We start from the raw sequence: 24,675 nt of genomic DNA, 5'->3' as shown, positions 1-24,675 counted from the left end.
ACGGCTTCGAAATTCCCCTGCCGCTAAATTCCTATTTTGAATGCCGCTGATTTTTACTCCCCAAACACAATAACCATCTTTTTCATATCTTTCACCGGATGCAGCATGTTTTCAAACACCTGACCCACCTGATCGAAGGGAATATAATGGCTGACCATACCGTCCAGCTGAAATTTACCCTGCGCAAAGTTCTGAATTGTGGGCTGGAACTGACCGGTAGACATTCTGGTACCAATAATGGAAAGCTCCCGTGCATTGATCATCGCCTGCGTAATTCCCTCCGGCTCCGTGCAGAAGCCCAGGGGCACAATTGTTGCCCCGTTGGTGGGAATGCCCTGCTCCAATACTGCGGTGAGCGAACCCGGATAGCACGCGGAATCGAAAATCATATCGACCCCGGCTCCATTCGTAAACTCCTGCACGCATTCCCTGAGATTCTGTGTCTTCGTATTGACAACAGAATCGGCGCCGTATTCTTTCGCACGCTCCAAGGAGCTTTCATTGATATCGGCGCAGATCACCCGGCAACCCTTCAGCTTTAAGGTTTGCAGAATAACCGCGCCGATGGTTCCGCTGCCCAGCACCAAAACCGATTCTCCGCCCTGAACTCCGGCCCGCTTGGTGCAGTGACCGCCGATGGCAAACGGCTCAATGAGCGCCGCCTCCCGGTATGTAATTCCCTTGGGCAAAACATAAACCTCTTGCTCCGGCACGGCAAAATATTCTCTCCAACCGCCGTCAATCGCAGCGCCGCGTGCCTTTACTGTACGGCAAACGTTCCGCCGCCCGCTGAGGCATTGGGGGCAATGGCCGCAGGCAACCACCAAGTCGACCACTACGGCGTCCCCAGGACGAACGGAGGTTACGTTTTTGCCTACCTCCACCACAACACCGGCATTTTCATGGCCTGGAATGCGGGGATAGACCGCATTGGGATTTTCTCCTAAAAACAAATGGAAATCAGAACCGCATACGCCAGCCGCCTTCATTTGAATTAAAACTTCTCCGTCGCCGGGCTTTGGAACAGGAGCCTGTCGAACTTCAAACTGCCGGGCCGCGGTAATAACTACTTCTTTCAAGATTGTGACCACCCTTCAAAATGCACATTCCCATCAGATATATATCTTAATAAATATTACGTTAATATATTAACCTGATATAACTGTTTGTAATATCTAATATAACACAGCTAGTCGTGCCAGTCCATGAGTATATTCTACAAATCCAAGTTGAATTGTTTATGAATTTGATCAAAATGTTATTTTTTTGACAAAAATCTGAAAGCAAATAAATTATTTTTAATATTCTTCTTGTATTACGCAGAACAATGAAATACAATATATTAGATTAATATGTTACAGAACAACACTTCTTCTTATCTTCCATACACTTGAAAAACGACTTTTCGTATATATTGTAATAAGAGCCTCACTTAAAAAGATAACCCATTGCTTCATCGCAGTATGACATATCGCCTATTTTAATTATTGGAGGGGCATTTGTGACCAATCAGAAGAATACCAAGGACTCTCAGACAGCGGGAGAAAATGTATATCAGTATCTTCGCACCAGCATTATTGAGCTGCAGGTAAAGCCCGGCCAGACCATCAACATTAACGAATTAAGTGATTTTTTGAAGGTGAGCCGCTCCCCCATTCGGGACGCTCTCATTCAGCTAGCAAAGGACGGGCTGGTGACGACTACGCCGCAAAAAGGAACGATTGTTTCTAAAATTGACGTCCAGCGAGTCAAGGATGAGCGCTTTATGAGAGCCTGTATTGAAGAAAGAGTCCTGGAAGAGTTTTTAAAAAGCTATCAGGAATCTCATATTGAAAAGTTGAAAGAAATTCTGGAGCAGCAAAAGCTAACCCTGGAGAACAAAGACGCCCGTGGTTTTCTGCGCACCGACGACGCCTTTCATACCGTTTTTTTTCAGGCCACCAGCCACCCGTTCTGCCTTGAAAATGTTCTAAACATGTCGAGCCACTATTTCCGCATTCGCCTGCTTTCTCTTTCGGAGCCGGACATTCGAAAGCAGACCTATGGGCAGCACAAGGAAATTTTGCAGTTGATACAGGAACGAAATATTTCAAAAATCAGGCAACTGATTGACCTTCATATTGTAGAAAAGAAAGACGAAGAAACGCGCATGAAGCATAAATACCCGGATCTATTTACTGGGATTGAAGAACCCGATCAGCTCAAGGGCAAAATATGGGAAGAAGACTTTTTGATGACGGTATAATTCCTATCGAAAAATCCATTCCAAAACACACTCTTTATTTTCCGGTATTCCGGGGCAGGCTCCTCCGATTTTTCGGCAGAGGCCGTTCCAGAATCCGAGCAGAATCGAACAGAAAAGCCGAAAGCATCCATGCGCGCGTTACACATGGATGCCTTCGGCTTTTCTCTTGCTTTTCCACAGAAAGCCTATTTGAATGTACGGTGGAGCATACACCCGGCAAAGCGGGTATATTGGCGCTTCACTAGCTCGTTCGTCCCGTTTCAAAGGGCAATCCCAAGGAGATTCCTTTGGTTCACTCTTTCATCGGGTCGATTTGCGTATGACAAGATTGGTATTCAGTATATCGACGACCGGCGCCGGCAGGGTACCGGTTTTATCCTTGTATCGAATCCCAGCACCGAAATATCCTGCTGCATGCGCACCCTCATATCGTGCAGCGCATGCAGCACCACAATTGCTTTGGAGTCGCTCGTCGCAAAAATCGAATCGGGCCAGGGCTGCACCGAAAACATGTTCCTTGTCAGATCGTATAAGCTGTGATCGCCATTTGTTTCGCGCAGGATCAGCCTTTCCTCCACTGGAAGATAATTGTCGCGCAGGGCGGCCAGGTAGCCGTCGAGCCATTCACGGTACGGTGTTAGCTCTTCGCGCCCGAGCGCCAGCGCAATGCGTCTGTGCCCTGTGCGTACCAGGTAATGAACCGCGTCGTAAGACGCCTGAACGTGATCGACAATCACCGCATCCAGATGATCCTCCCTTTCACACCGGTTAATCAGCACCAGAGGAAAGCCCTCCTCGCGCAAGGAACGGATGTGGTCGGAGCCGGGCAGCATGGAGCAGACGATAAAGCCATCGATCCAACGCTTTTTGAGCTGATTGATATAGGATTTTTCCACGTCGACGTCCTCGTCGGTATTGCAGAGAACCACCGTAAACCCGTTTTTGCGGGCGGTATCCTCTGCGCCGCGGGTAATGTCGGGGAAAATCAGGTTCTGAATGCTCGGAACCAGCAGCGCAATGGTATTACTGCGCCCCATTTTCAGCCCCTTCGCGAGTACATTCGGGCTGTAATCCATTTTCTTTACGGCCTCCAGCACCCGCTGGCGGGTCTGCTCATTTACATAGCTCTTGCCGCTGAGCACTCTGGAAACAGTGCTGGCCGACACACCGGCCACCGCTGCGACATCTTTGATGGTGGTCAAAGCAAATCACCTCAAAATGCATCATAGCATTCTTTCCCCGCGCCTGCAACCGTTTTCACAACAAGCAACATGCAAGATCTAGTCAAAATTTAAACTTAAAAATGTGTTTTGGCAATTGACTATTAGTCATTTAAGGATTATACTGGTGATTGAAAAATTATTGACCAGTAGTCATAAAATAGAAAGGAGGAAATACTTTTTATGGAAGGAAAGCTTTTAAATAAAAAGAAGCAGAAGTATTCCAGACTATATGACGCCGCATATGATCTATTTCTCTCCAAAGGAGTTCACAACACCATTATTGACGATATCGTAAAAGACGCCGGTGTGGCAAAGGGAACATTTTACCTGTATTTCAGGGACAAATACGATCTGGCGGATCAAATCATCATCCGTAAAACCTCTGTACTTCTGAACCAAGCCCTGGACGCGCTAGAGGAAAAAAAGAAAAGCGAGCCACAGAATTTTCAGCAATGTGTAATCTTTATCGCAGATTACCTGATGTGCTATTTTGCTCAGAACAAAAAATTCCTGGAATTCACCTATAAAAATCTTTCCCTAAATCTTTACGAAAAAATTATGAATTGCACTGAAATGAGTACGGCAAGGCAAATGTTCATTCGAGATTTCATCGCTGCCGGAGAAAAAGAGGAAACCGCGCACATGCGCCTGTATATTCTAATCAGCCTCGTGTCATCTGTCTGCTACAATTCGGTTATTCTGGGGATACCGTTTCAGTTTGAGATGCTGAAAACCGAGCTGCACCATTCCATTGAAAAAATTCTAACTTAGCTAGCTGGTGTGTTTCAGTTTGTGGTTTGACACAAAAGGGAAAGGGGCATTACGCATGGAACAACCGGAAAAAACAGACCCGCAAAACAATCCGAAAGAACAAGAGCAGCCTGATCAGACAATTAATCTGGAGGCCCCGCAGCCGCAGGCTAACTCAGAAGAACCAGAGTTGCCTGAGCAGCCAAATAATCTGCACGCCCCGCGACCGCAGGCCGACCCGGAAGAACCAGAGTCGCCTGAGCAGCCATTAGATCCGGAGGCCCTGCAGCACCAAGCTGACTTAGAAGGATCAGAGTCGCCTGAGCAGCCAAATAATCTGGAGCCCCCGCAGCCGCAGGCTGACCCGGAAGAACAAAGTCCGCCGGGAGCCGAGGAACGGCAGACACCCAACCCCGCAAAGCCGCCCAAGAAACCCTCAAGGGCGAAAAAATCTCATAGTTTCTCCTTCGTCGATTTTATTATCAATAAAAGAAAGTCTATTAAAATCATATTTGCAGTAATCGCCTTTCTGAATGTTCTCTGCTATCTGTTTGTAGACGTAAACTACGACCTGACAAAATACCTGCCCAGCTACACAAAGTCACAACAGGGTATTGCCGTGATGAAGCAGGAATTCGGTTACCCCGGCACCGCCCGGGTTATGGTGGACGATGTAACCTTCTATCAGGCCAAAAGCTACAAGCAGGCCATTCAGAACGTGGAGGGCGTGGATTCGGTGGTATGGGCCGATGCCAAAACGGAGGCGTACCAAGCCAGTCCATTCATTCGCGCGAAGGATATCAAGGATTACTACAAAGACGGCTACTCCGTCATGGACATTGTCTTTACCGAGGGAGACACCAGCAAGGTGACCTCCCACGCGCTGGACAAAATACAGGAAATCACCGGCAGCAAAGGACATATTACAGGCTCGGCGATTGAAAACAAATCCCTGAGCGAAAACCTGCATAAAGAGATGATCCGCGCCACGCTGATCGTCATCGGAATTGTGTTCGTCATTCTTCTGCTGACCACAACCTCATGGTTTCTGCCGATCCTGTTTCTGCTCATCATGGGCGTCGCCATCATCATCAACATGGGCACCAACATTATACTGGGGGAAATTTCGTTCCTCACCGCCAGCGTCGCCATCGTGCTGCAGCTGGCCGTCGCTATGGATTATTCCATCTTTCTCATCAGCTCGTTTACTGCGGAACGTGAGAAAGGGCTGGACCTGACGCAGTCCGTAGCAAACGCGATTCGTCGCTCGGCCAAATCGATTCTGGCATGCGGCTTGGCCACCTTTTTTGGTTTTGCCGCTCTGGCTTTAATGAAATTTTCGATTGGGTTCGACCTTGGCATTTGTCTGGCCAAGGGAATCCTGACCAGCGTAATCACCGTTCTGTTCCTGATGCCCTCACTGATTCTGAGCTGGGCGAACCTGATTGAAAAAACCTCGCACCGCCCGCTGATTCCCCCTCTTGACAAATTTGCGAGAGCCTCGTTCCGCTTTCGGTATATTTACCTGGCTCTGGCGCTGATTGTAGCCGTACCGGCCTATATTGGCAAGGACATGAACGATTTCACCTATGGCGCGCAGTCCGTGAGCGCCGGGCAAGGCACAAAGGTCTACTTAGACGATCAGGCCATCACCCAGCAGTTCGGCCGCGGTAACCTGATGCTGGTGCTGGTTCCGAACACCTCCGTCGTTACGGAAAAGGCCCTCTGTGACAAGCTGGAGGACCTGGAGTACGTCAAGAGCGTGACTGCCTATGCGAATATCGTGCCGCAAGGCATCCCTGAAACAATCCTGCCGGAAAGCATCGTCAGCCAAGTTCACACCAAAAATTATGCGCGCCTGATGGTCTACGTCCGTTCCAAAGAGGAAAGCAGCTTTGCGTTCCAATGTTCCGACGAAATTCAGGCTCTTGTACAGTCATATTACCCCACAGGCTCTTATGTAGTAGGCATGACGCCCTACGCGCAGGATATTAAATCCACGATTGTAAGCGACTACAGCTTTGTCGACTTTCTGTCGCTACTGAGCGTCGCCATTGTCATCACGCTCAGCTTTCATTCCATTCTAATCGCCATTCTGGTCATCATTCCCATCGAAATTGCCGTGTTTGTCAATATGCTGTTCCCCTACCTGACGGGCGTGCAGCTGATCTTTATGGGCTACATCATCATCAGCTGTATTCAGCTGGGGGCCACGGTAGACTACGCGATTTTAATGACCAACAATTACCTGGAAAGCCGCGAAACGATGGATCGCCGCGAGGCGAATATCCACGCCGTTGCCATGACGACGGAACCGCTGCTTACCTCCGCCGTGATTCTCACCATGACCGGTTACACGCTGTACTACACCTCCACCATCGGCGCGATATCCGACATTGGCCACCTGCTGGGACGCGGTACCATTTTAAGCCTGCTGCTTGTCGTAACGGTGCTTCCCGCTCTGCTGTACGTGTTTGATGGGCCGATCACCCGGCACATCGCGAGAATGCGGCAGCTGCGGGAAAAGGCGGATGCGAAACGGATTGAGAAACGGAACCGGATTCTTCAGAAGCTCTCCGGCACAAAGGCTGCGGCTGCTTTGAATCCGGATCAGAAAGGGGATTCCCATGAAACAAATGTATAAACTGATGTCGGGTCTTCTCTGCGCGGCACTGCTGCTTTCTGCCGTACAGGTGCCAGCCGGGGCAGCAGCTCCTACGGTCACTGTTGACGAGGCTCTGTATGTCAATCTGGATCATTACGGAAAGGTCAGCCAGACAAACGTGGTAAAGGGCTGCAATTTGAACGGTCTTACCAGCTTTACCGACTACGGTTCCTATTCCGGCCTGATTAATATGTCCGACAATACAAAGCCGGTACAAAACGGAAATTCCGTAACATGGAACCTGCCAAAAGGAAGCTCGCGCTTTTACTATCAGGGCACACTCCAAAAGAATTCCATCACCCTCCCGTGGACATTCGATGTTTCTTACAAATGGAACGGCGTTCCCACGGCGGCCGACAAGCTGGCGGGGGTTTCCGGCACGGTGGAAATTGATATTAAGGCAACACCGAACAAAAATGCCAGTGAGTATTACAAAAACAATATGCTGCTGCAGCTAGGCACCGCATTTAAAATGGAGGATACCCTGAGCGTAGAGGCCCCCGGAGCGCAGCAGCAATCGATCGGCGACTATCAATTTGTTCTGTTTGCCGGCCTGCCGGGCGAGGAAAAGGAATACACCATTCGCGTCGGAACAAAAAAATTCGAGACTATTGGCGTGGTAATGATGATGGTCCCCGGCACGCTGGATCAGCTCAAGGACATTAAGGAGCTGAAAGAGGATAAGGATACCATCAAGGACTCTCTGGATTCCATTAACAACAGCACGGACGCGGTGCTGTCCAGTTTGGAGGGCATGACGGGTGGAATTTCACAGCTGATCTCCGGCCTGAATTCAGCGGACCAAACCCGTGCATACATTTCCTCCAATAAAAGCAGCGTATATCAGAACGCGGACGGCGCTCTCGCCGGCCTGTCGAAAATATCCGAGCAGACCGCCGCAATGGTACCTCATATGCGTGAGGGCCAGCAGATGATTCAGGATATCAACGCCGATGTCAACGCACTGGTAAACACGGTCTCCGGCACTAAGGGGGATCTTTCCTCCCTTTCGAGCCATGTCGGCGTACTGAGAGACGACTTGAAGGACCTGCTGGACAAAATGGACGACTGGGAGGACGAAACGGACGACAGCCGCCGGATCAACACAGAGCTGGCCAGTGACCTGAAGAACGTGCAGACGGATTTGGGATCGCTGCCTCTTCTAAACAAACAGCTGCAGAAATATATTGCCACTTTACAGACTGAAACAAAAAAATTGACAGATACGCTGAACTATATTGGAAGCCAAACGCCTACCGATGCAACCTCCGGCGCCGTGATTTCCATCAGCAAGGCTACGGGAGAAACCATCAGCAGCCTGAATAACCTGATTACCGCGCTAACCAGCATGTCCACCTATCTGGACAAAATGGCAAGCCATGGCAGCAGCCTGACCGGAAACGGTGCCGACCTGCTGAGCGAGCTGAACGATTATCTGGATCTTCTGGAGGACGGACAGGAGGACACCGAAAAAGCACTGAAAAACTCCCGCAAGATTGCATCGGATCTTCAGAGCATGCTCGACGCCTGTTATCAGGCCGTTTCAGATATTGAAATTCTGAATACAACGATGAACCACTACAAGGAGGGTTCAGTCAACACTCTGAAGGACCTGGAAACCCTGACAAACAGTTTGACGAGCGGCCTGAACAGCGCGAATAGCTTTTTAACCTCGCTGAAGTCCCTGATGCAGACCAGCGGCGGCCAGTTGGATACCGCGGCGCAGAAAACCTTGAGCGGCTCTATCTCCGTCCTGCAGAAAAGCCTGGAGGGACTCAATAAAACAGGTACCATCCGCAAGGCCAGCGACACCATCGACAAGGCGGTAAACAAGGAGCTGGATAAATACGAGAAGGACAATAATCTGCTGAATCTGGATTCACAGGCAAAACCTATTTCCTTCACCTCGTCCCAAAATGGAACTCCGCAGAGCATTCAGATTGTACTGCGCACGGAAGAGATCAGCGTAGACGATGACAAAGACAAAACGGCCGATCTGGAGCAGGAAAGCGACAAGGGCAATGTTCTGACCAGAATCCGGAATATCTTTATCAAGATAGGTCAGGCCATTCAGTCGATCTTCTCGAACTAAATGGAGACCAAAGCTTCCCCCGAAAGCAACTCGATATACGAAAAAGGAGTGGGAGCGTTTTCGTGATTTACACGAAAACGCTCCCACTCCTTTAAAATAAAAGGGTAAAACGTATTCAGCGCCGGTCCACCACAATCCCCCAAAGGCCAATGAGATCCGCCGCCTGAAACGGGGTGATCACCGCGCCTTTCAGCTCCTCGGCCGTAGACGACACAACCGGCCCGGCCAGCTCATCCGTAGTGAAATTCACACCGGCCAACAGCGTACAGAAAAAATTATTTTTGATCAGCCTGGATTCTGTGACGGAAAAATTCCTCAGCTTCGCCTCCGATAAAGAGCCTTCGGTAAAATCCACCAGGTGGAATAGCACATCCGTGATTCTGGCCTGATCCAGGCAGGAATAAGAAAGCAGCGTCTGCTGAAAAACAGTCTGCCGTAATACGGAACCGCGCAGATTCCCGCCGACACACTTGCAGTTACTCCAGCGGCAGCGCTCAAAAAACGCACCGCTGAAATCACTGTTTGAAAAATCGCAGGATTGAAAAATAACGTCGGTAAACGAAGCATTTTCAAAGCTGCAATTACGAAACACACTGGTTTCCACCACGCTGGCTCGCAGATCCAGACCAGAAAAATCATTGCCCTCCGCCTGTACTCCGCCGCATCGTACTGCGGTAAGTGGCGTTTCCTCCGCCAGATAGTGCAAAACGTAAGAGGAAAAATCCTCTATCTGCAAAAGCTCCTTTGCCGATTTCGGTTCGGTTATTTCCATTTGTTTCCCCTCTTCTCACATTTCAAATAATCCCTATGTTCCTGCGCTTTCAAAGCGGTATAACGAACAGAGCAATACCGGCTATCTCCACCAGTATTGCTCTGTTCATGCTCTATTTTAATACGCCGCGCTCAAAGGATTCAGCACGCCATAACTTTTATTCTCCATATCATCAATAAACGAAATCGCTTTGCCGGCACCCATCGCTACACAGTTTTCGGGAGCTTCCGGCACAAAGACCTTCATCTTCGTTTTCTTGCTGATCAACGTATCAAAACCGTAAAGCAACGCGGAACCGCCGGTGAGAATAATCCCGTCGGTGTCGATGTCACCCATCAGCTCAGGTGGTGTTTTCTCCAGAACCTCCTGCGCGGTGCGGATAATCTGCATCGCGGGCTCCAGCAGAGCCTCGAGCACATCGTCGCAACTAATGTCTGCCCACTGGGGGAGCCCGGTGAGCATGTTGCGCCCTTTGACGCGGTACGTTACCACCTCTTTGCGCGGGTACACACAGCCAATCGCCATTTTGGCTTCCTCCGCCATGCGGGTGCCAATCAGCAGGTTATGCTTACGACGCACAAGCTTGATAATCGCTTCGTCAAAAGCATCACCCGCCACCTTGATGGAACGGGCAATCGCGACGCCGCTGAGCGAAATCACGCCCATATCTGTAGTGCCGCCGCCAATATCGATCACAAAGCAGCCGTGCGGGACAGAAATGTCGACCCCGGCGCCGAGCGCAGCCGCGACCGGCTCTTCAATCAGGCAGATTTTGCGTACGCCCGATGCGCTGATCGCATCGACCACCGCGCGCTTTTCCACCTCAGTGATGCCGCAGGGGACGCTGACGACCACCCGGGGCATAATCACCTTGCTACCGCTAATCTGCTTTAAATAGTGCTGAATCACATACTGTGCCAGCGCAAAATCAGAAATAACCCCGTTGCACAGCGGATGCACCACCGCTATTTTTGAAGAAGTGCGCCCCACCATGGCGTAGGCCTCATGCCCAATGGCCACAATATTTTCTGTGTCCTGCTCATATGCCACAACGGATGGTTCATTTAGAATGATTCCCTTGCCATCCAAATATATTTTTATCGACGAAGTTCCGAGATCAATTGCAATATCTGTTCCAAGCACCGTGCGGGTCACCTGCCTTTATTCCATTTTGGCCGCGGGCTGAATTGCCCGCATAAAGCCACATTTAATATATTATTATAAAGCATTTTGCCCCTTTTTTCAACAGGGAAAGGATTCCTGTCCAATAGGAACACGGCACGCCGCAGTGCAAAGCACCTCTTTTGCACCGGCGGCATACAGCACCGCGGCGCATTCGCCGAGCGTTGCGCCCGTTGTTAGAATGTCATCCACCAGCAAAATGCGCCGGTTCTCGATCTGCGCTCCCGGAACGATACGGTACACGCCCCGCACATTTTCACGGCGATCTTTTTTGTGCAGCCGATGCTGCTCGTGGTTTTCCACATGCTTTTCCAGCACAGTGTAATATGGAAGCCCAGTCAACGCGGACAGCTCGCGGGCAATCAGTTCCGATTGGTTATAGCCGCGCTGCCGGAGTCTGTCCGTTGACAGCGGCACACAGGCGACAAAATCCGCATCGGTGAGAAACGAGCTCTGCCGCAGCTGAGAAAACATTCTTTGGGCAAAAAAACGCGCATTTTGGGGCGTGTTGTGAAATTTGAAATCCAGCATCGCCTTACGCAGTCGGCCATCGTATTCGTCTGGAGCCGCGCAAACAAAAGTCTTCCCAGTTTGCGGCTCGATCATGCGGGCACTCCAATTTGCGGGCAGAAGTGCCTTCTCGCAGGCCTCGCAGCATTTACGCCCAGGCTGTACAATTTTTCGGCAAAACAGGCAGCGCGGCGGATAAAAAAATTCCAAAACACCGTTCCACAGATTTTTAAATTTCATGCACGCTTTCCTCCGACAGGAACCAGCCCATCCCCGAATAGCGCAGCGTTTTTCGATTATTTCTCACCATGGCCTCGATCACCTGCTCCATACCCACTAAAATCAAAAGCGATTTGGCACGGGTAATGGCTGTATAAAGCAAATTGCGGTAATTGAGCTGCGACGGCCCGGTATACAGCGGAATCACCACCGCCTGAAATTCATTGCCCTGGCTTTTGTGAACCGTCATGGCATACGCCAGATCCAACTCTCCCGCGCTCTCCAGCGGGTAAAGCACGTAGCGGTCATCCATCTGCACTGTGAGCGTACCGCCGCGCTTGTCAATTTCGAGCAGAGTTCCGACGTCGCCATTGTACACGCCCTCGCCGGAACTCCCGTCGGGCCGCATCCAAGTCAGATTGTAGTCGTTGCGAACCTGCATCACCTTATCGCCCATGCGCAGCGTCGTCCCGTTGACTGTAATCTCGCGCTTCTCCGGCGCGGGTGGATTTAACGTCTGCTGCAGGCGGCGGTTCATTTCCTCCGTTCCCACCGCACCGCGCTTGCCGGGGCAAAGCACTTGAATATCTGCCGTGGGGTCATAGCCATAGGTGCGGGGCAAGCGCTCGGTACACAGCCCCACAACCGTATCTGCAATACGGTCGGCCTGCCGCAACGGGAGAAAGAAAAAGTCCCCGGTGCGGTCATGCAGCTCGGGCATTTCTCCTGCCACTACACGGTGCGCATTGCGGACAATCAGGCTGTTCATCGACTGGCGGAACACCTCTTGCAGCTGCACCACGGGAAATTTGCCGCAGCGGATCAAATCGCCCAGCACGTTGCCCGCCCCGACAGACGGCAGCTGATCGCAGTCGCCCACCAAAATCAACCGGCATCCGAGCGGGAGCGCGTGCAGCACGCTTTCGAACAGCTGAACATCTACCATGGAAAGCTCGTCCAGCACCAGTGCGTCGCACTCCAGCAGATTTTTTTCGTTGCGCACAAAGGTGGGCGTATCTCGGTCGTTCCACTCCACCTGAAGCATGCGGTGAATGGTTTTCGCCTCTTTGCCCGTCACTTCAGACATTCGTTTCGCGGCCCGCCCGGTGGGCGCCGCAAGCAGCACTTTTTCGCCCTGCTCCTCCAGAATGGAGATGATAGCATTGAGAGCCGTCGTTTTTCCGGTGCCGGGACCGCCGGTTAAAATCAGCATTCCTTTTTCAAGCGCTTCTCTGACCGCCTGCTTTTGTCCCTCGGCATACCGGATGCCAAGGCGTTCCTCCACCGCTGTAAGGTATCCGTCGATATTCCGCAGCGACTGCGCCGGATAGCGCAGCAGCATCAGCAGCCGCCCCGCGCAGTAGACCTCAGACTGATAATAGCGCGGCAGAAAAAGGAACTCCCGCTCGCCCAACAGCTGCGGAATCAGCACATGCTCTTCCTTTAATTCGTTGAGAACAGAGGAAACCAGCTCCGGCTCCACGCCCAGCATGCGCGCGGCGGCAGGGATCAGCTTGTCCGCCGGCAGGCAGGTGTGGCCGTTGTTGGTATTGTGCCGCAGCACGTAGTGGAGCCCCGCGCGCAGACGCGAAAAATCGTCCTGCTCCACACTCGTGGATTCCGCGATGAGATCGGCGCGCCCAAAATCAATGTCGATGCCGTCGGCGCACAGCAGAAACGGATCGGTGCGGATCAGCTCAGCGGAGGAAGGACCGTACTGCTTCCAGACTCTCAAAGCCTCTTCCGGTGTGATACCGAACCCGCCGAGGTACAGCATAATTTCGCGGATACCGTAGATACGCTGGAATTCCTGCGCGATTTTTTCCGCCTTGGCACGCGTAAGCCCTTTGATGGACGAAAGACGCTCCGGCTCATTTTCCATCACCTCAAGCGTGTGCTCGCCGAAAGCCTCCACCAGACGCGTCGCCGTGGCCGGGCCGATCCCCTTAATCGCGCCGGAGGACAAATACCGCAGGATGGCATCTGCTGTTTTAGGCGCGAAACGCTCAAATGCTTCCGCCTTAAACTGCTGACCGAAGCTCGGGTGGTGAATCCACGTACCGATCACGCGCAGCTCTTCCCCGCAACCGACCCAAGGGAGGGTGCCGACCACCGTGATCAGCTCCTCCCCTGCTTTCAGCTCCAGGATTTTATACCCGTTATTTTCGTTGCTAAAGACAATTTCTTCCACCGTGCCAGTCAGTTCCAGCAATTGTTTTTCCTGCATATTCCCATCCTCGGCTGTGTTTCCTATTGGTTTCAGTATACCTCTTTTTCTATGTATTTGCAAACTCGCCGCCCAATGTTTCTGGCAGATCTGCCGCCATGCACAGCCGAACGCTCGGGTTCGCAAGGGCAAACGCTTCGCAGATTGCTCTTGTTTCGCTGTCCATCCCGCAGTCCACACAAATTAGCTCTCTGTGCCCGGTATGCCGCAACCAGCGCAGCCGCTCAAGCGCTCCGCGCAGCCGGTATTCCACCCTGCTGTCGTTGCCCGAAACGCACACCAAAACCGTGATTTTTTCTTCCCAGCCCGGGCGGGTCAGCCAGAACAATACAAAACGGCACAGCTCCGTTAGGCCCACCACCGCGAAAAATGCCACCAGAATTCTGCCGATCATATCTTCCATTTGTTATCACCTCATTGCTATGATATGCGAAAAAGGAAAAAATGACAGCAGGCTGAATCGAAAAACATGTCCGAATGCAGGGCTTGCCCCTCGTGCCGGCGCGAGTCTTTCCTGTTTTCTCGTAAGAGAATTTGTTTTTTTCTCTAAAACAAGGCTCGTGCGTAATGTAAAAGAATATGTTTTTCTCTCCGGGGGTTCCCCGTGGAATTCTGCTGGCGCAGGCTTGCCCCTCATGCCGGGGCGGGCACTTCCTTTCGCGACGAGGCGAAAGGAATCAAAGGCTCGCCAAAGGGCACCTTTGGAATCCGTTTGGGGAACGGTTCCGGCGAGTGCTGCCACTAGCCACCAGAAAGGTGCTCCATTGAAAATGCCCACTCTCCGAGCTTGATCTGAAAATAAACTTTGCTGTCCCGTCTGTCGGCGGGCATTTTCAGAGCGCTCTCGTTGGCTCGGAGTTATTAGATGCGGCTTCGCCGCCGCAAGGTGCAAACGTATTTTCCAAACGTAAGAGAATTTGTTTTTCTCTCCGGGGGGGGCCCCGTTAAAATTCTGCTGGCGCAGGGCTTGCCCCTCGTGCCGGGGCGGGCATTTACTTTCTTTACGAAAAGAAAGTAAACAAAGATTCGCCCAAGGCTCCGCCTTCGGAATCCGTTCTGGGGAACGGTTCCGGCGAGTGCTGCCACTAGCCACCAGAAAGGCGCTCCATTGAAAATGCCCACTCTCCGAGCTTCATCTGAAAATATGTCTTACTGTTCCGTCTGTCGGCGGGCATTTTCAAAGCGCTCTCGTTGGCTCGCAGTATTTAGGTGCGGCTTCGCCTCATTTTTAATCGACACATCGGAACTGTAGTTGATCTTCCAATCCATCAGAGCTACCGTAAGGCCTCCCTTCTACGAGCTAACGAGAGCGCTTGGAAAGGGTGCGCCGCCGGACGAAATAAGCAAACGATCTGTTCCCGCAAAGCAAGGCGCGTGCGCACTTTCCATAGAGCGCCTTTACAGTAAGTTTCGTTTGCACTCTCCGAAACCGTTCCCCAGAACGGATTCCGAAGGCGGAGCCTTGGGCGAATCTTTGTTTACTTTCTTTTCGTAAAGAAAGTAAATGCCCGCCCCGGCACGAGGGGCAAGCCCTGTGCCAGCAGAATCTTCCCTTGCGGGAACCGCGATAAAAAAACAGCCTCTCTCGCGAAAGCGAGAGAGGAAAAAGAACGCCCGGCGCGAAGAGCCGCTCTCGTTGGCTCGGGGAGAGCGCTCGGCAAGGGGGCGCCACCGAATGAAACCGACACACTGCCTGTTTCCACAAAACAGGCTCGTGAGCAATGTAAAAAAACTGATCTATCTTTCTATTACGTCCTATAAATGTTATATTTAATAATTATTATACTATAAGTATAATATAAAGCGATAAAAAAGAGGAAAGCACACAGCTTTCCTCTTTTTTGTAAAAATATTGATTACGCCAGAGCCGCTTTCAGCTGCTCTGTTTTATCGGTTTCTTCCCACGCGACACCCAAATCTTCGCGGCCCATATGGCCGTAGGCCGCCAGCGGGCGGTAGATCGGGTGATTGAGGCCAAGTGATTTGATCAGCGCGGTCGGGCGCAGATCAAACACCTTCTGAATTGCGGCTTCCAGCTGGGCGCTGGTATAAGCGGAAGTGCCGAAGGTTTCCACCAAAATGGAGACCGGGCGCGCAACGCCGATCGCATAAGCAAGCTGCACCTCGCATTTTTCCGCAAGGCCGGCGGCGACAATGTTCTTTGCAACATAGCGGGCCGCATACGCTGCGGAACGGTCTACCTTCGTCGGGTCTTTGCCGGAAAATGCGCCGCCGCCGTGACGGCCGAAGCCGCCGTAGGTATCGACAATGATTTTGCGGCCGGTCAGACCGCTGTCGCCGACAGGGCCGCCGACTACAAAGCGGCCGGTGGGGTTAATATAATACTTGGTGTTTTCATCCAGAAGCTCTGCAGAAACAACCGGACGGATCACCTGCTCAAGAATGTCCTTATGGATCTGCTCCTGAGTCACATCGGGATCATGCTGAGTGGAAACAACAACTGCTTCCACGCGGGTAGGCTTACCGTTCTCATACTCCACCGTTACCTGGGTCTTTCCATCCGGGCGCAGATACGGCAGGGCGCCGTCTTTTCGAACAGCAGCCAGACGCTTGGCCAACGAATGGGCCAGATAAATCGGCATGGGCATCAGTGTGGTTGTTTCGTTGCAGGCAAAGCCGAACATAATCCCTTGATCCCCCGCACCAATCAAATCATTCTCATCTGTGGCTCCACCGCGGGCCTCCAGCGACTGATTCACACCCATTGCAATATCCGGCGACTGCATATCAATCGAGGTCAGCACTCCGCAGGAATTGCCGTCAAAGCCATACTGGGGATCATCGTAACCGATTTCACGGATCACCTCGCGGGCAATCGCGGGAATATCCACATAGCATTCGGTAGAGATTTCACCCATTACATGCACCAGGCCGGTGGTTGCCGTTACCTCGCAGGCCACGTGAGCCTTGTCGTCCTGAGCCAGAATAGCGTCCAGCACTGCGTCTGCGATCTGGTCGCAGACTTTATCGGGATGTCCCTCTGTCACCGATTCGGATGTAAAGAAAAATTTTGACATAATAAGCCTCCTATCGACTATAAAAAAATCCACCGTTTGGGAAAGCCAAACGGTGGAAAGCAACCTCATCTGCCGGCTTTATCCGCAGGATTTAGCACCTTTCGCACATTGCGCAGGTTGCCGGACATCACAGGGCCTGTTCCCTCCGTCACTCTTGATAAGGAATTATTCTGTTGTAAGTTGCGGTAAAATATGCTCGCGAGGTTATTATAACATATTTTATAAGAAATACAAAATAAAAGTCGAAAAAATAACTACTAAACCGGATGAATCATTTCGCGATTTTTTTGAACAAAAGGTTGTAGAGATTTGAACAAAACTGCTGCAATCGCACTGTTGAGAGAAGCCTTGAGCAGATTAAACGGAATAATCGCCGGCAGGATCAGCGCATCCAGTGCTGCCTTCGGCATGCCGAAGAAATGAACGGTAAAGATGTAGTTCATCGGTATCATCAGGGCTGTCATCGCGAGTGTGCCAAGCACCATACCGACCACAGCATCCGCAAACTTATGCTTTCTCTTGTAAAACTCACCTACCAGAAAAATCAAAGCACCAGAAGCTAAAAGGTGCATTACCAGACCGACCCACCCATTGCCGCCAAAGAAAAGCGACTGAACGATGGAAACCACAAAAAGCACCAGAAGCGCCGGGCCTGAGCCAAACAGAAGTGCCGCGATCATAATAGGGGCATCCGCCATGTCGTACACCAAAAACGGTGCCGCAGGAATAAGGGGAATGCGGACGAAAGCGATCAGCACCACGGAAATCGCTGCCAATACGGCAAGCTGCGTCATCTGAATAATGCTCTTTTGGGTCATGGATTTATTCATTGCTATTTTCTCTCCTTTTTTCGCTGTCAACGAAAAAAAGTCCCGCAGAAATTCTGCGGGACAAAACAGACGCAAACGCGCAAGTTCTTCTTCCATCCGGACTATACCGTCGGCTTTGGAATCTCACCAAAATCAGCACATGCTCGCGGGCTAACGGCTAACGCCGCATTACCGCCGGTGGGGAATTACACCCCGCCCCGAAGACAGCTTATTTAATTTGTTGTTTTATTATATTCCTTTGATATTTATTTGTCAACAGGAAAGTAATAAAAAGAAGAATCAAGACTGATTTTGTCAAAAAGCCCCCGACCAAATGGCCGGGGGCGATCAGATAAATAAAAATCAGCAATCAGGCAGTTGTAACGCCAGTAACAACACCGGAGCCAACGGTACGGCCACCCTCACGGATAGCGAAGCGCAGACCCTCTTCAATTGCGATAGGGGTAATCAGCTCAACATCCATAACAACGTTATCGCCAGGCATGCACATCTCGGTGCCCTCGGGCAGAGAGATAACGCCGGTAACGTCAGTTGTTCTGAAATAGAACTGGGGACGATAGTTGTTGAAGAACGGAGTATGACGGCCGCCTTCTTCTTTGCTCAGGATGTAAACCTGGCCCTTAAACTTGGTATGCGGATGAATGCTACCGGGCTTTGCCAGAACCTGGCCGCGCTCGATTTCATTTCTCTGAATACCACGCAGCAGAACGCCTACGTTATCGCCGGCCTCAGCGTAATCCAGAATTTTTCTGAACATTTCGATACCGGTAACAACAACCTTGCGGCGCTCTTCGGTCAGACCGACAATCTCGATTTCCTCAGAGGTCTTCAGCTGGCCACGCTCTACTCTACCGGTAGCAACTGTGCCGCGGCCGGTAATGGTGAACACGTCTTCAACAGGCATCAGGAAGGGGAGGTTCGCCTTGCGCTCGGGAGTGGGGATAAAGCTGTCAACTGCATCCATCAGCTCGAGAATGCACTTGTACTCGGGAGCATTGATATCTTTGGAGGTGGATTCCAACGCCTGCAGAGCAGAACCGCGGATGATCGGGGTATCGTCGCCCGGGAACTCATACTCGTTGAGCAGATCGCGAATTTCCATTTCAACCAGATCCAGCAGCTCAGGATCGTCCACCTGGTCAGCCTTGTTCATGAACACTACGATATAAGGCACGCCTACCTGACGGGACAGCAGAATGTGCTCTCTGGTCTGGGGCATAGGGCCGTCCGCAGCGGAAACAACCAGAATTGCGCCGTCCATCTGAGCAGCGCCGGTGATCATGTTCTTCACATAGTCGGCATGGCCGGGGCAGTCAACGTGAGCATAGTGACGATTAGCAGTCTGATACTCAACATGAGAAGTGTTGATCGTGATACCGCGGGCTCTCTCTTCAGGGGCCTTATCGATGTTCGCGTAATCAACAAAATCGGAAGTGCCAGCCAGGTTCAAAACCTTGGTGATAGCGGCGGTCAATGTGGTTTTACCGTGGTCAACGTGACCAATGGTACCAATGTTTACGTGCGGTTTGTTTCTTTCAAACTTTGCCTTTGCCATTGGAATTCCTCCTTTTATTTTACAATAATTAATTTCATTCAAAAGCTACGCCTATTCTAACAAGTTGGGTGTGAAAAATCAAGCCCTTTGCGCCTGTTAGTCGTTCTTTTTGGTACGGTCGGAAATGATGCCTTCCGATACGGATTTCGGCACTTCAGAGTAGTGCGCGGGTTCCATAACATACTGGCCGCGGCCCTGTGTTTTAGAGCGCATGTCGGTTGCATAACCGAACATTTCAGACAGCGGAACCTCAGCATTAATCTGCTGCGCACCGGAAACAGCGTCCATACCCAGAATCATTCCGCGGCGGGAGTTCAGGTCGCCGATAACGTCGCCCATGTACTCGTCCGGAACGGTGACGACCACCTTCATGATGGGTTCCATCAGAACCGGATCGGCTTTTCTCATGGCCTCTTTGAACGCCATAGAACCGGCGATTTTAAATGCCATTTCAGAGGAGTCGACCTCGTGATAGGAGCCATCATACAGGGTGACCTTCACGTCAACTACATTGTAGCCCGCCAGAATACCGGTCTGAGTGGCGCCCTGAATACCCTGATCAACAGCAGGAATATATTCCTTCGGGATCGAGCCGCCAACAATAGCGTTGACAAACTCATAGCCCTTACCCGGGTTCGGCTCAATGCGGATCTTAACATGACCGTACTGGCCTTTACCACCGGACTGTCTGGCATACTTGGTGTCTGACTCGGCATTTCTGCGAATGGTTTCTTTGTAAGAAACCTGCGGCTTACCAACGTTTGCCTCCACCTTGAATTCACGCAGCAAACGGTCTACGATGATTTCGAGGTGAAGCTCGCCCATGCCGGCGATGATGGTTTGACCCGTCTCTTCGTCGGTATAAGCCTTAAAAGTGGGATCCTCTTCTGCGAGCTTCGCGAGAGCAATACCCATCTTCTCCTGGCCGGCCTTTGTTTTCGGCTCGATGGCAACACGAATAACAGGGTCTGGGAACTCCATAGATTCAAGGATAACCGGGTTGCGCTCATCGCACAGGGTATCACCGGTAATGGTGTTCTTCAGGCCGACCGCCGCAGCAATATCGCCCGCATACACGGTATCGATGTCCTGGCGGTGGTTCGCGTGCATCTGCAGAATACGGCCGATGCGCTCGTTGTTGTCCTTTGTGGAATTGTAAACGGTGGAACCCGCGGTAAGCGTACCGGAGTACACGCGGAAGAAGCACAGCTTACCAACAAAGGGGTCGGTAGCGATTTTAAACGCCAGAGCGGAGAAAGGCTCTTCATCGGAAGAATGGCGAACCTCAGGCTCTTCGGTTTCGGGATTCACACCCTTAATGGCCTCAATGTCCGTAGGAGCGGGCATGTAAGCAATAATCGCATCCAGCAGCTTCTGCACGCCCTTGTTCTTGTAGGACGTACCGCAGGTAACCGGAACCATGTGGTTCGCGATGGTCGCCTTGCGGATGCAGGCACTGATTTCGTCCTCTGTGAGAGCTTCCCCATTCAGGTACTTCTCAAACAAAGCGTCATCCTGCTCTGCTACATGCTCCACCATTTCGGTGTGGTATTTTTCCGCCAGTTCTTTCATATCCTCGGGAATTTCTTCCTCGCGGATATCCTTGCCCAGATCATCGTAGTAAACATAAGCCTTCATGTTTACCAGGTCGATGATGCCGCGGAAGGTATCTTCACTGCCGATCGGCAGCTGGATCGGAACCGCATTGCACTTGAGGCGATCTTTCATCATCTGTACCACGTTGTAGAAATCGGCACCCATGATGTCCATTTTATTGACGTAGGCCATACGGGGAACCTTGTATTCCTCAGCCTGACGCCAAACGGTTTCGGACTGAGGCTCCACTCCTCCCTTTGCGCAGAAAACGGTAACGGAACCGTCCAATACACGCAGGGAACGCTCTACCTCTACGGTAAAGTCAACGTGGCCGGGAGTATCAATAATATTGATTCTATGCCCCTTCCAGAAGCAGGTAGTCGCAGCGGAGGTAATAGTAATACCTCTCTCCTGCTCCTGCGCCATCCAGTCCATTGTTGCGGCGCCTTCATGGACTTCACCAATCTTATAGTTAACGCCCGTGTAATACAGAATACGTTCTGTCGTTGTGGTTTTACCGGCATCGATATGAGCCATGATGCCGATATTTCTTGTCATTTGAAGCGATACCTGCCTCGGCATAGTTTCCTCCTTAATTCTGAAAAATGTATCCGCTCATTATACAACACGGAAAATCTTTCGGTCAACGCCGGAAAATTACCACCTGTAATGAGCAAACGCCCTGTTGGCTTCCGCCATCTTATGCGTGTCATCACGCTTCTTGGCAGCGCCACCGGCACCATTAATCGCATCAAGGATTTCTCCGGCAAGTCTTTCTTTCATGGTCTTTTCAGATCTCAGTCTGGAATAACGGGTAACCCAGCGCAGACCCAACGTCTGCCTTCTTTCGGGGCGAACCTCCATAGGAACCTGGTAGGTAGCACCGCCCACGCGGCGGGCTTTTACCTCCAAAGCGGGCATTACGTTTTCCATTGCCTGCTCAAACATTTCGAGCGGGTCTTTTCCAGTTTTTTCACTGACAATATCAAACGCGCCGTAAACGATCTTCTGGGAAACCCCCTTCTTACCGTCCAGCATAATATTATTGATCAGTCTGGTGACAAGCTTGGATTTGTAAAGCGGATCGGGCAAAACATCACGTTTTGCAATAGAACCTCTTCTTGGCACTTTACTTCCCTCCTTCACATAAATGATATCATAGGTACTCGAAAGGACAAACTCCCGTGGGCCGAAGAGACGTTTTATCTATACTTTATAAAAACGCCGCAGTGTGCTAACAGCACGCAGCCGTAAGGTTTCTGTCATATTCGGTTTTTAGCCCTTTTTCGCAGCGCCGGGCTTCGGACGCTTCGCACCGTACTTGGAACGGGCCTGCATGCGCTTCGCAACACCCTGGGCATCCAGAGTTCCGCGAATAATGTGGTAACGCACGCCAGGCAGGTCCTTTACACGACCGCCGCGGATCATTACAACACTGTGTTCCTGCAGATTGTGGCCGACACCCGGAATATAAGCACTAACTTCAATGCCGTTGGAAAGACGTACTCTGGCGATCTTTCTGAGTGCAGAGTTAGGCTTTTTCGGGGTAGCGGTCTTGACAGAAGTACAAACGCCGCGCTTTTGGGGGGAATCCTGATCGATTGCAATTCGTTTCTTAGAGTTCCAACCTTTTAAAAGCGCCGGGGCCTTAGCCTTTCTTTCGCTGACTTCTCTGCCCTTGTGGACCAGCTGGTTAAACGTGGGCATATGACACCTCCTCACTGAAAAGTTAATATGTTAAACAGGAATATATTTCCCGTATTAACCGAATTGATACAAAAGACGGCTTGTCTTTGCCAGACGCAAAGAAGTAAAATTTTTATAAAATAAACGCGAATTTTTCGTTTTCACAGCGAAAAAGCACTGGAAGAAATCGGGAAATCTCACGCCGCAATTTGTAAAAATCTCACAAGGACACAGCGGAATCCTGCTCCTTTTTAGCATGCTTTGAGCAGGATTTTCGCTGTTCTGTTCACAAATCATCACAATTGGTTATTTTATCATGATACTGCATCATTTGTCAATACCGATTTTTCCAGCTCGATCTCGACATCGCCATAGCATTTCATGCCGGTACCGGCGGGAATCAGCTTACCAATACACACGTTTTCCTTCAGGCCCAACAGCGGGTCAACCTTGCCCTTGATTGCGGCATCGGTCAGAACGCGGGTGGTTTCCTGGAAGGACGCGGCCGACAGGAACGAATCGGTTGCCAGAGATGCCTTGGTAATACCAAGCAGCATGGGAGTGAAGGTGGCGAGCTGCAGGTCAGCTTCACCGGCGTCAATGCGCTTCTGAACCGCCCCGTTCTCCGCTTCAAGCTCGCTCTTATCGATCAGCGAGCTGGGCAGCAGGTTGGTGTCGCCCGCTTCTTCAACGCGAACCTTCTTCATCATCTGGCGAACGATAACCTCGATGTGCTTATCGTTGATATCAACACCCTGCATCCGGTAAACGCGCTGAACTTCCTGAATCAGGTAGTCCTGCACCGCCTGCGGGCCGCTGATGGCGAGAACATCGTGCGGGTTAACCGAGCCTTCAGTCAGCCTTGTGCCGGCCTTGATCTCCTGTCCTTCCTTCACGCTGATACGCGAGCCGAACGGAACAAGATACGACTTCTGGTCGCTGGTTTCTTTATTGGTAATCACGACATGGCGGTTCTTCTTGATTTCCTCAAAGGAAACATCGCCCGTGATTTCACTGATAATCGCCAAATGCTTCGGCTTTCTGCCTTCAAACAGTTCCTCAACACGCGGCAGACCCTGTGTAATATCCTCGGCACTGGCAACACCGCCGGTGTGGAAGGTTCTCATGGTCAGCTGCGTACCGGGCTCACCGATGGACTGTGCCGCGATGATACCCACGGCCTCGCCAACATCAACAGGCTGGCCGTTGGCCAGGTTGGCACCGTAGCACTTCTTGCAGATACCGTGTCTTGCGTGGCAGTTGAGGATGGAGCGAATCTTGATGTGCGTTGTGCCCTTCGAAACGATCAGGTCGGCGTCGTGCTCATCCATCAGCTTATCCTTCGATACCAGAACCTCGCCGGTCGCCTCATCCACAAAGTCCTCTACCAGGTAACGGCCCTGCAAACGCTCGGTGAGAGGCTCAATGGATTCCTTACCCTCGCGGATATCGAATACCTCGAGGCCCTCAGTGGTTCCGCAGTCGTCCTCACGAATGATGACCTCCTGTGAAACGTCAACCAGACGGCGGGTCAGGTAACCGGAGTCAGCCGTTCTCAGAGCGGTATCGGCGAGGCCCTTACGAGCGCCGCGGGAAGAAATGAAGTATTCCAGAACATTCAGGCCCTCACGATAGTTGGCCTTGATGGGGATTTCGATCGTACGGCCCGAGGTGTTGGCGATCAGGCCGCGCATGCCGGCGAGCTGACGAATCTGACTCATCGAACCACGCGCTCCGGAGTCCGCCATCATGAAGATGGGATTGTAACGATCCAGAGCGTGCTGCAGCGCTTCTGTAACCTGGCCTGTTGTCTTCTCCCAGATTTTCAGAACGGCATTGTAACGCTCGGATTCGGAAAGCAGACCGTTTCTGTACTCATCCGTAACCATATCGATCTGATGATCTGCTTCCTGAATTAAAATCTTTTTCTCCTGAGGAATCGTAGCGTCGCTGACAGCGACGGTAATGGCACTCTTGGTGGAGTATTTATAGCCCTGCGACTTGATGCTGTCGAGCACTTCGGCCGTCTTGGAGGTTCCGTGTACACGGATGCAGCGGTCAATGATCTTCCCAAGCTGCTTTTTG

18 protein-coding genes, 1 pseudogene and 2 riboswitches are annotated in these 24,675 nt (G+C 51.3%); of the genes and pseudogenes, 5 read left to right on the top strand and 14 right to left on the bottom strand.

Going from position 1 to position 24,675, the window contains the following annotated elements; all coding sequences use genetic code 11:
• Nucleotides 1-53 precede the first annotated feature (53 nt).
• Nucleotides 54-1,079: an alcohol dehydrogenase catalytic domain-containing protein gene (locus QOS46_RS00095; RefSeq protein WP_333782961.1), complete on the bottom strand. Its 1,026-nt coding sequence runs from the start codon at nt 1,077-1,079 to the stop codon at nt 54-56.
• Between the two features lie 422 nt (nt 1,080-1,501).
• Here QOS46_RS00095 and QOS46_RS00090 point away from each other — a divergent pair, with 422 nt between their 5' ends.
• Entirely contained in the window at nt 1,502-2,245 is a 744-nt protein-coding gene (locus tag QOS46_RS00090; RefSeq protein ID WP_283606374.1) for a GntR family transcriptional regulator, read from the top strand.
• 335 nt (nt 2,246-2,580) lie between these two features.
• Here QOS46_RS00090 and QOS46_RS00085 read toward each other — a convergent pair whose 3' ends face one another.
• The gene (locus QOS46_RS00085; protein WP_283606372.1) at nt 2,581-3,447 is read right to left on the bottom strand and encodes a LacI family DNA-binding transcriptional regulator; all 867 of its coding nucleotides are present in this window, start codon (nt 3,445-3,447) and stop codon (nt 2,581-2,583) included.
• A gap of 201 nt (nt 3,448-3,648) precedes the next feature.
• Between QOS46_RS00085 and QOS46_RS00080 the strand changes: the two genes are divergently transcribed.
• Genes QOS46_RS00080 through QOS46_RS00070 form a run of 3 tightly spaced genes read left to right on the top strand, consistent with a single transcriptional unit; the run spans nt 3,649 to nt 8,975 of the window.
• Entirely contained in the window at nt 3,649-4,239 is a 591-nt protein-coding gene (locus QOS46_RS00080; protein ID WP_283606371.1) for a TetR/AcrR family transcriptional regulator, read from the top strand.
• Between the two features lie 55 nt (nt 4,240-4,294).
• Nucleotides 4,295-6,862 (top strand): efflux RND transporter permease subunit, encoded by a 2,568-nt coding sequence (locus tag QOS46_RS00075; RefSeq protein ID WP_283606369.1) that lies wholly within the window; start codon nt 4,295-4,297, stop codon nt 6,860-6,862.
• Nucleotides 6,846-8,975: a coiled-coil domain-containing protein gene (locus QOS46_RS00070; protein ID WP_283606367.1), complete on the top strand. Its 2,130-nt coding sequence runs from the start codon at nt 6,846-6,848 to the stop codon at nt 8,973-8,975. The genes QOS46_RS00075 and QOS46_RS00070 overlap by 17 nt, the downstream gene beginning before the upstream one ends.
• Before the next feature lie 115 nt (nt 8,976-9,090).
• On the opposite strand, the gene QOS46_RS00065 is transcribed toward QOS46_RS00070, so the two are convergent.
• The 5 genes from QOS46_RS00065 to QOS46_RS00045 form a co-directional block, all read right to left on the bottom strand.
• Entirely contained in the window at nt 9,091-9,747 is a 657-nt protein-coding gene (locus QOS46_RS00065; RefSeq protein ID WP_283606365.1) for a pentapeptide repeat-containing protein, read from the bottom strand.
• Between the two features lie 117 nt (nt 9,748-9,864).
• On the bottom strand, nt 9,865-10,890 hold the full coding sequence (mreB, locus tag QOS46_RS00060) for a rod shape-determining protein (protein ID WP_283606363.1): 1,026 nt from the start codon (nt 10,888-10,890) through the stop codon (nt 9,865-9,867).
• Nucleotides 10,891-10,989: 99 nt separating this feature from the next.
• Nucleotides 10,990-11,679 carry a ComF family protein gene (locus tag QOS46_RS00055; protein WP_283606361.1) on the bottom strand — a complete coding sequence of 230 codons (690 nt, stop codon included), beginning with the start codon at nt 11,677-11,679 and terminating at the stop codon, nt 10,990-10,992.
• Nucleotides 11,669-13,885: an SF1B family DNA helicase RecD2 gene (gene recD2 / locus QOS46_RS00050; protein ID WP_283606360.1), complete on the bottom strand. Its 2,217-nt coding sequence runs from the start codon at nt 13,883-13,885 to the stop codon at nt 11,669-11,671. Before recD2 ends, QOS46_RS00055 begins: the two co-directional genes overlap by 11 nt.
• A 49-nt stretch (nt 13,886-13,934) precedes the next feature.
• Entirely contained in the window at nt 13,935-14,288 is a 354-nt protein-coding gene (locus QOS46_RS00045) for a hypothetical protein (protein WP_283606358.1), read from the bottom strand.
• A 201-nt stretch (nt 14,289-14,489) separates the two neighbouring features.
• Between QOS46_RS00045 and QOS46_RS00040 the strand changes: the two genes are divergently transcribed.
• The gene (locus QOS46_RS00040; RefSeq protein WP_283606357.1) at nt 14,490-14,630 is read left to right on the top strand and encodes a hypothetical protein; all 141 of its coding nucleotides are present in this window, start codon (nt 14,490-14,492) and stop codon (nt 14,628-14,630) included.
• Between the two features lie 1,111 nt (nt 14,631-15,741).
• Here the strand turns inward: QOS46_RS00040 and metK are convergent.
• The 7 genes and pseudogenes from metK to QOS46_RS00005 form a co-directional block, all read right to left on the bottom strand.
• Nucleotides 15,742-16,923, bottom strand: coding sequence for a methionine adenosyltransferase (gene metK / locus QOS46_RS00035; protein ID WP_283606356.1), 1,182 nt, complete (start codon nt 16,921-16,923; stop codon nt 15,742-15,744).
• Between the two features lie 62 nt (nt 16,924-16,985).
• Nucleotides 16,986-17,087, bottom strand: a riboswitch (SAM riboswitch).
• Nucleotides 17,088-17,180: 93 nt separating this feature from the next.
• Nucleotides 17,181-17,753: an ECF transporter S component gene (locus tag QOS46_RS00030; RefSeq protein WP_283606354.1), complete on the bottom strand. Its 573-nt coding sequence runs from the start codon at nt 17,751-17,753 to the stop codon at nt 17,181-17,183.
• 80 nt (nt 17,754-17,833) lie between these two features.
• A riboswitch (FMN riboswitch) is annotated at nt 17,834-17,962 on the bottom strand.
• A 140-nt stretch (nt 17,963-18,102) separates the two neighbouring features.
• Nucleotides 18,103-19,308: an elongation factor Tu gene (gene tuf / locus QOS46_RS00025; RefSeq protein WP_283606352.1), complete on the bottom strand. Its 1,206-nt coding sequence runs from the start codon at nt 19,306-19,308 to the stop codon at nt 18,103-18,105.
• Between the two features lie 96 nt (nt 19,309-19,404).
• On the bottom strand, nt 19,405-21,486 hold the full coding sequence (fusA, locus tag QOS46_RS00020; RefSeq protein ID WP_283606350.1) for an elongation factor G: 2,082 nt from the start codon (nt 21,484-21,486) through the stop codon (nt 19,405-19,407).
• A gap of 75 nt (nt 21,487-21,561) precedes the next feature.
• Nucleotides 21,562-22,032 carry a 30S ribosomal protein S7 gene (gene rpsG, locus QOS46_RS00015; protein ID WP_283606348.1) on the bottom strand — a complete coding sequence of 157 codons (471 nt, stop codon included), beginning with the start codon at nt 22,030-22,032 and terminating at the stop codon, nt 21,562-21,564.
• 147 nt (nt 22,033-22,179) lie between these two features.
• Entirely contained in the window at nt 22,180-22,611 is a 432-nt protein-coding gene (gene rpsL / locus QOS46_RS00010) for a 30S ribosomal protein S12 (RefSeq protein ID WP_009060375.1), read from the bottom strand.
• 293 nt (nt 22,612-22,904) lie between these two features.
• Nucleotides 22,905-24,675, bottom strand: a pseudogene (locus QOS46_RS00005) (DNA-directed RNA polymerase subunit beta'); the annotation flags it as partial.

The organism is Faecalispora anaeroviscerum (assembly GCF_947568225.1).
Lineage (GTDB): Bacteria > Bacillota > Clostridia > Oscillospirales > Acutalibacteraceae > Faecalispora > Faecalispora anaeroviscerum.
This window is presented reverse-complemented; position numbering and strand designations above follow the sequence as displayed.

Bases quoted from the DNA above. Each gene is read 5' to 3' on its own strand.
- QOS46_RS00080 (WP_283606371.1), top strand. From the start codon at position 3,649: ATGGAAGGAAAGCTTTTAAATAAAAAGAAGCAGAAGTATTCCAGACTA.
- QOS46_RS00075 (WP_283606369.1), top strand. From the start codon at position 4,295: ATGGAACAACCGGAAAAAACAGACCCGCAAAACAATCCGAAAGAACAA.
- QOS46_RS00070 (WP_283606367.1), top strand. From the start codon at position 6,846: ATGAAACAAATGTATAAACTGATGTCGGGTCTTCTCTGCGCGGCACTG.
- QOS46_RS00065 (WP_283606365.1), bottom strand. From the start codon at position 9,747: ATGGAAATAACCGAACCGAAATCGGCAAAGGAGCTTTTGCAGATAGAG.
- QOS46_RS00055 (WP_283606361.1), bottom strand. From the start codon at position 11,679: ATGAAATTTAAAAATCTGTGGAACGGTGTTTTGGAATTTTTTTATCCG.
- recD2 (WP_283606360.1), bottom strand. From the start codon at position 13,885: ATGCAGGAAAAACAATTGCTGGAACTGACTGGCACGGTGGAAGAAATT.
- QOS46_RS00045 (WP_283606358.1), bottom strand. From the start codon at position 14,288: ATGGAAGATATGATCGGCAGAATTCTGGTGGCATTTTTCGCGGTGGTG.
- metK (WP_283606356.1), bottom strand. From the start codon at position 16,923: ATGTCAAAATTTTTCTTTACATCCGAATCGGTGACAGAGGGACATCCC.
- QOS46_RS00030 (WP_283606354.1), bottom strand. From the start codon at position 17,753: ATGAATAAATCCATGACCCAAAAGAGCATTATTCAGATGACGCAGCTT.
- tuf (WP_283606352.1), bottom strand. From the start codon at position 19,308: ATGGCAAAGGCAAAGTTTGAAAGAAACAAACCGCACGTAAACATTGGT.
- fusA (WP_283606350.1), bottom strand. From the start codon at position 21,486: ATGCCGAGGCAGGTATCGCTTCAAATGACAAGAAATATCGGCATCATG.
- rpsL (WP_009060375.1), bottom strand. From the start codon at position 22,611: ATGCCCACGTTTAACCAGCTGGTCCACAAGGGCAGAGAAGTCAGCGAA.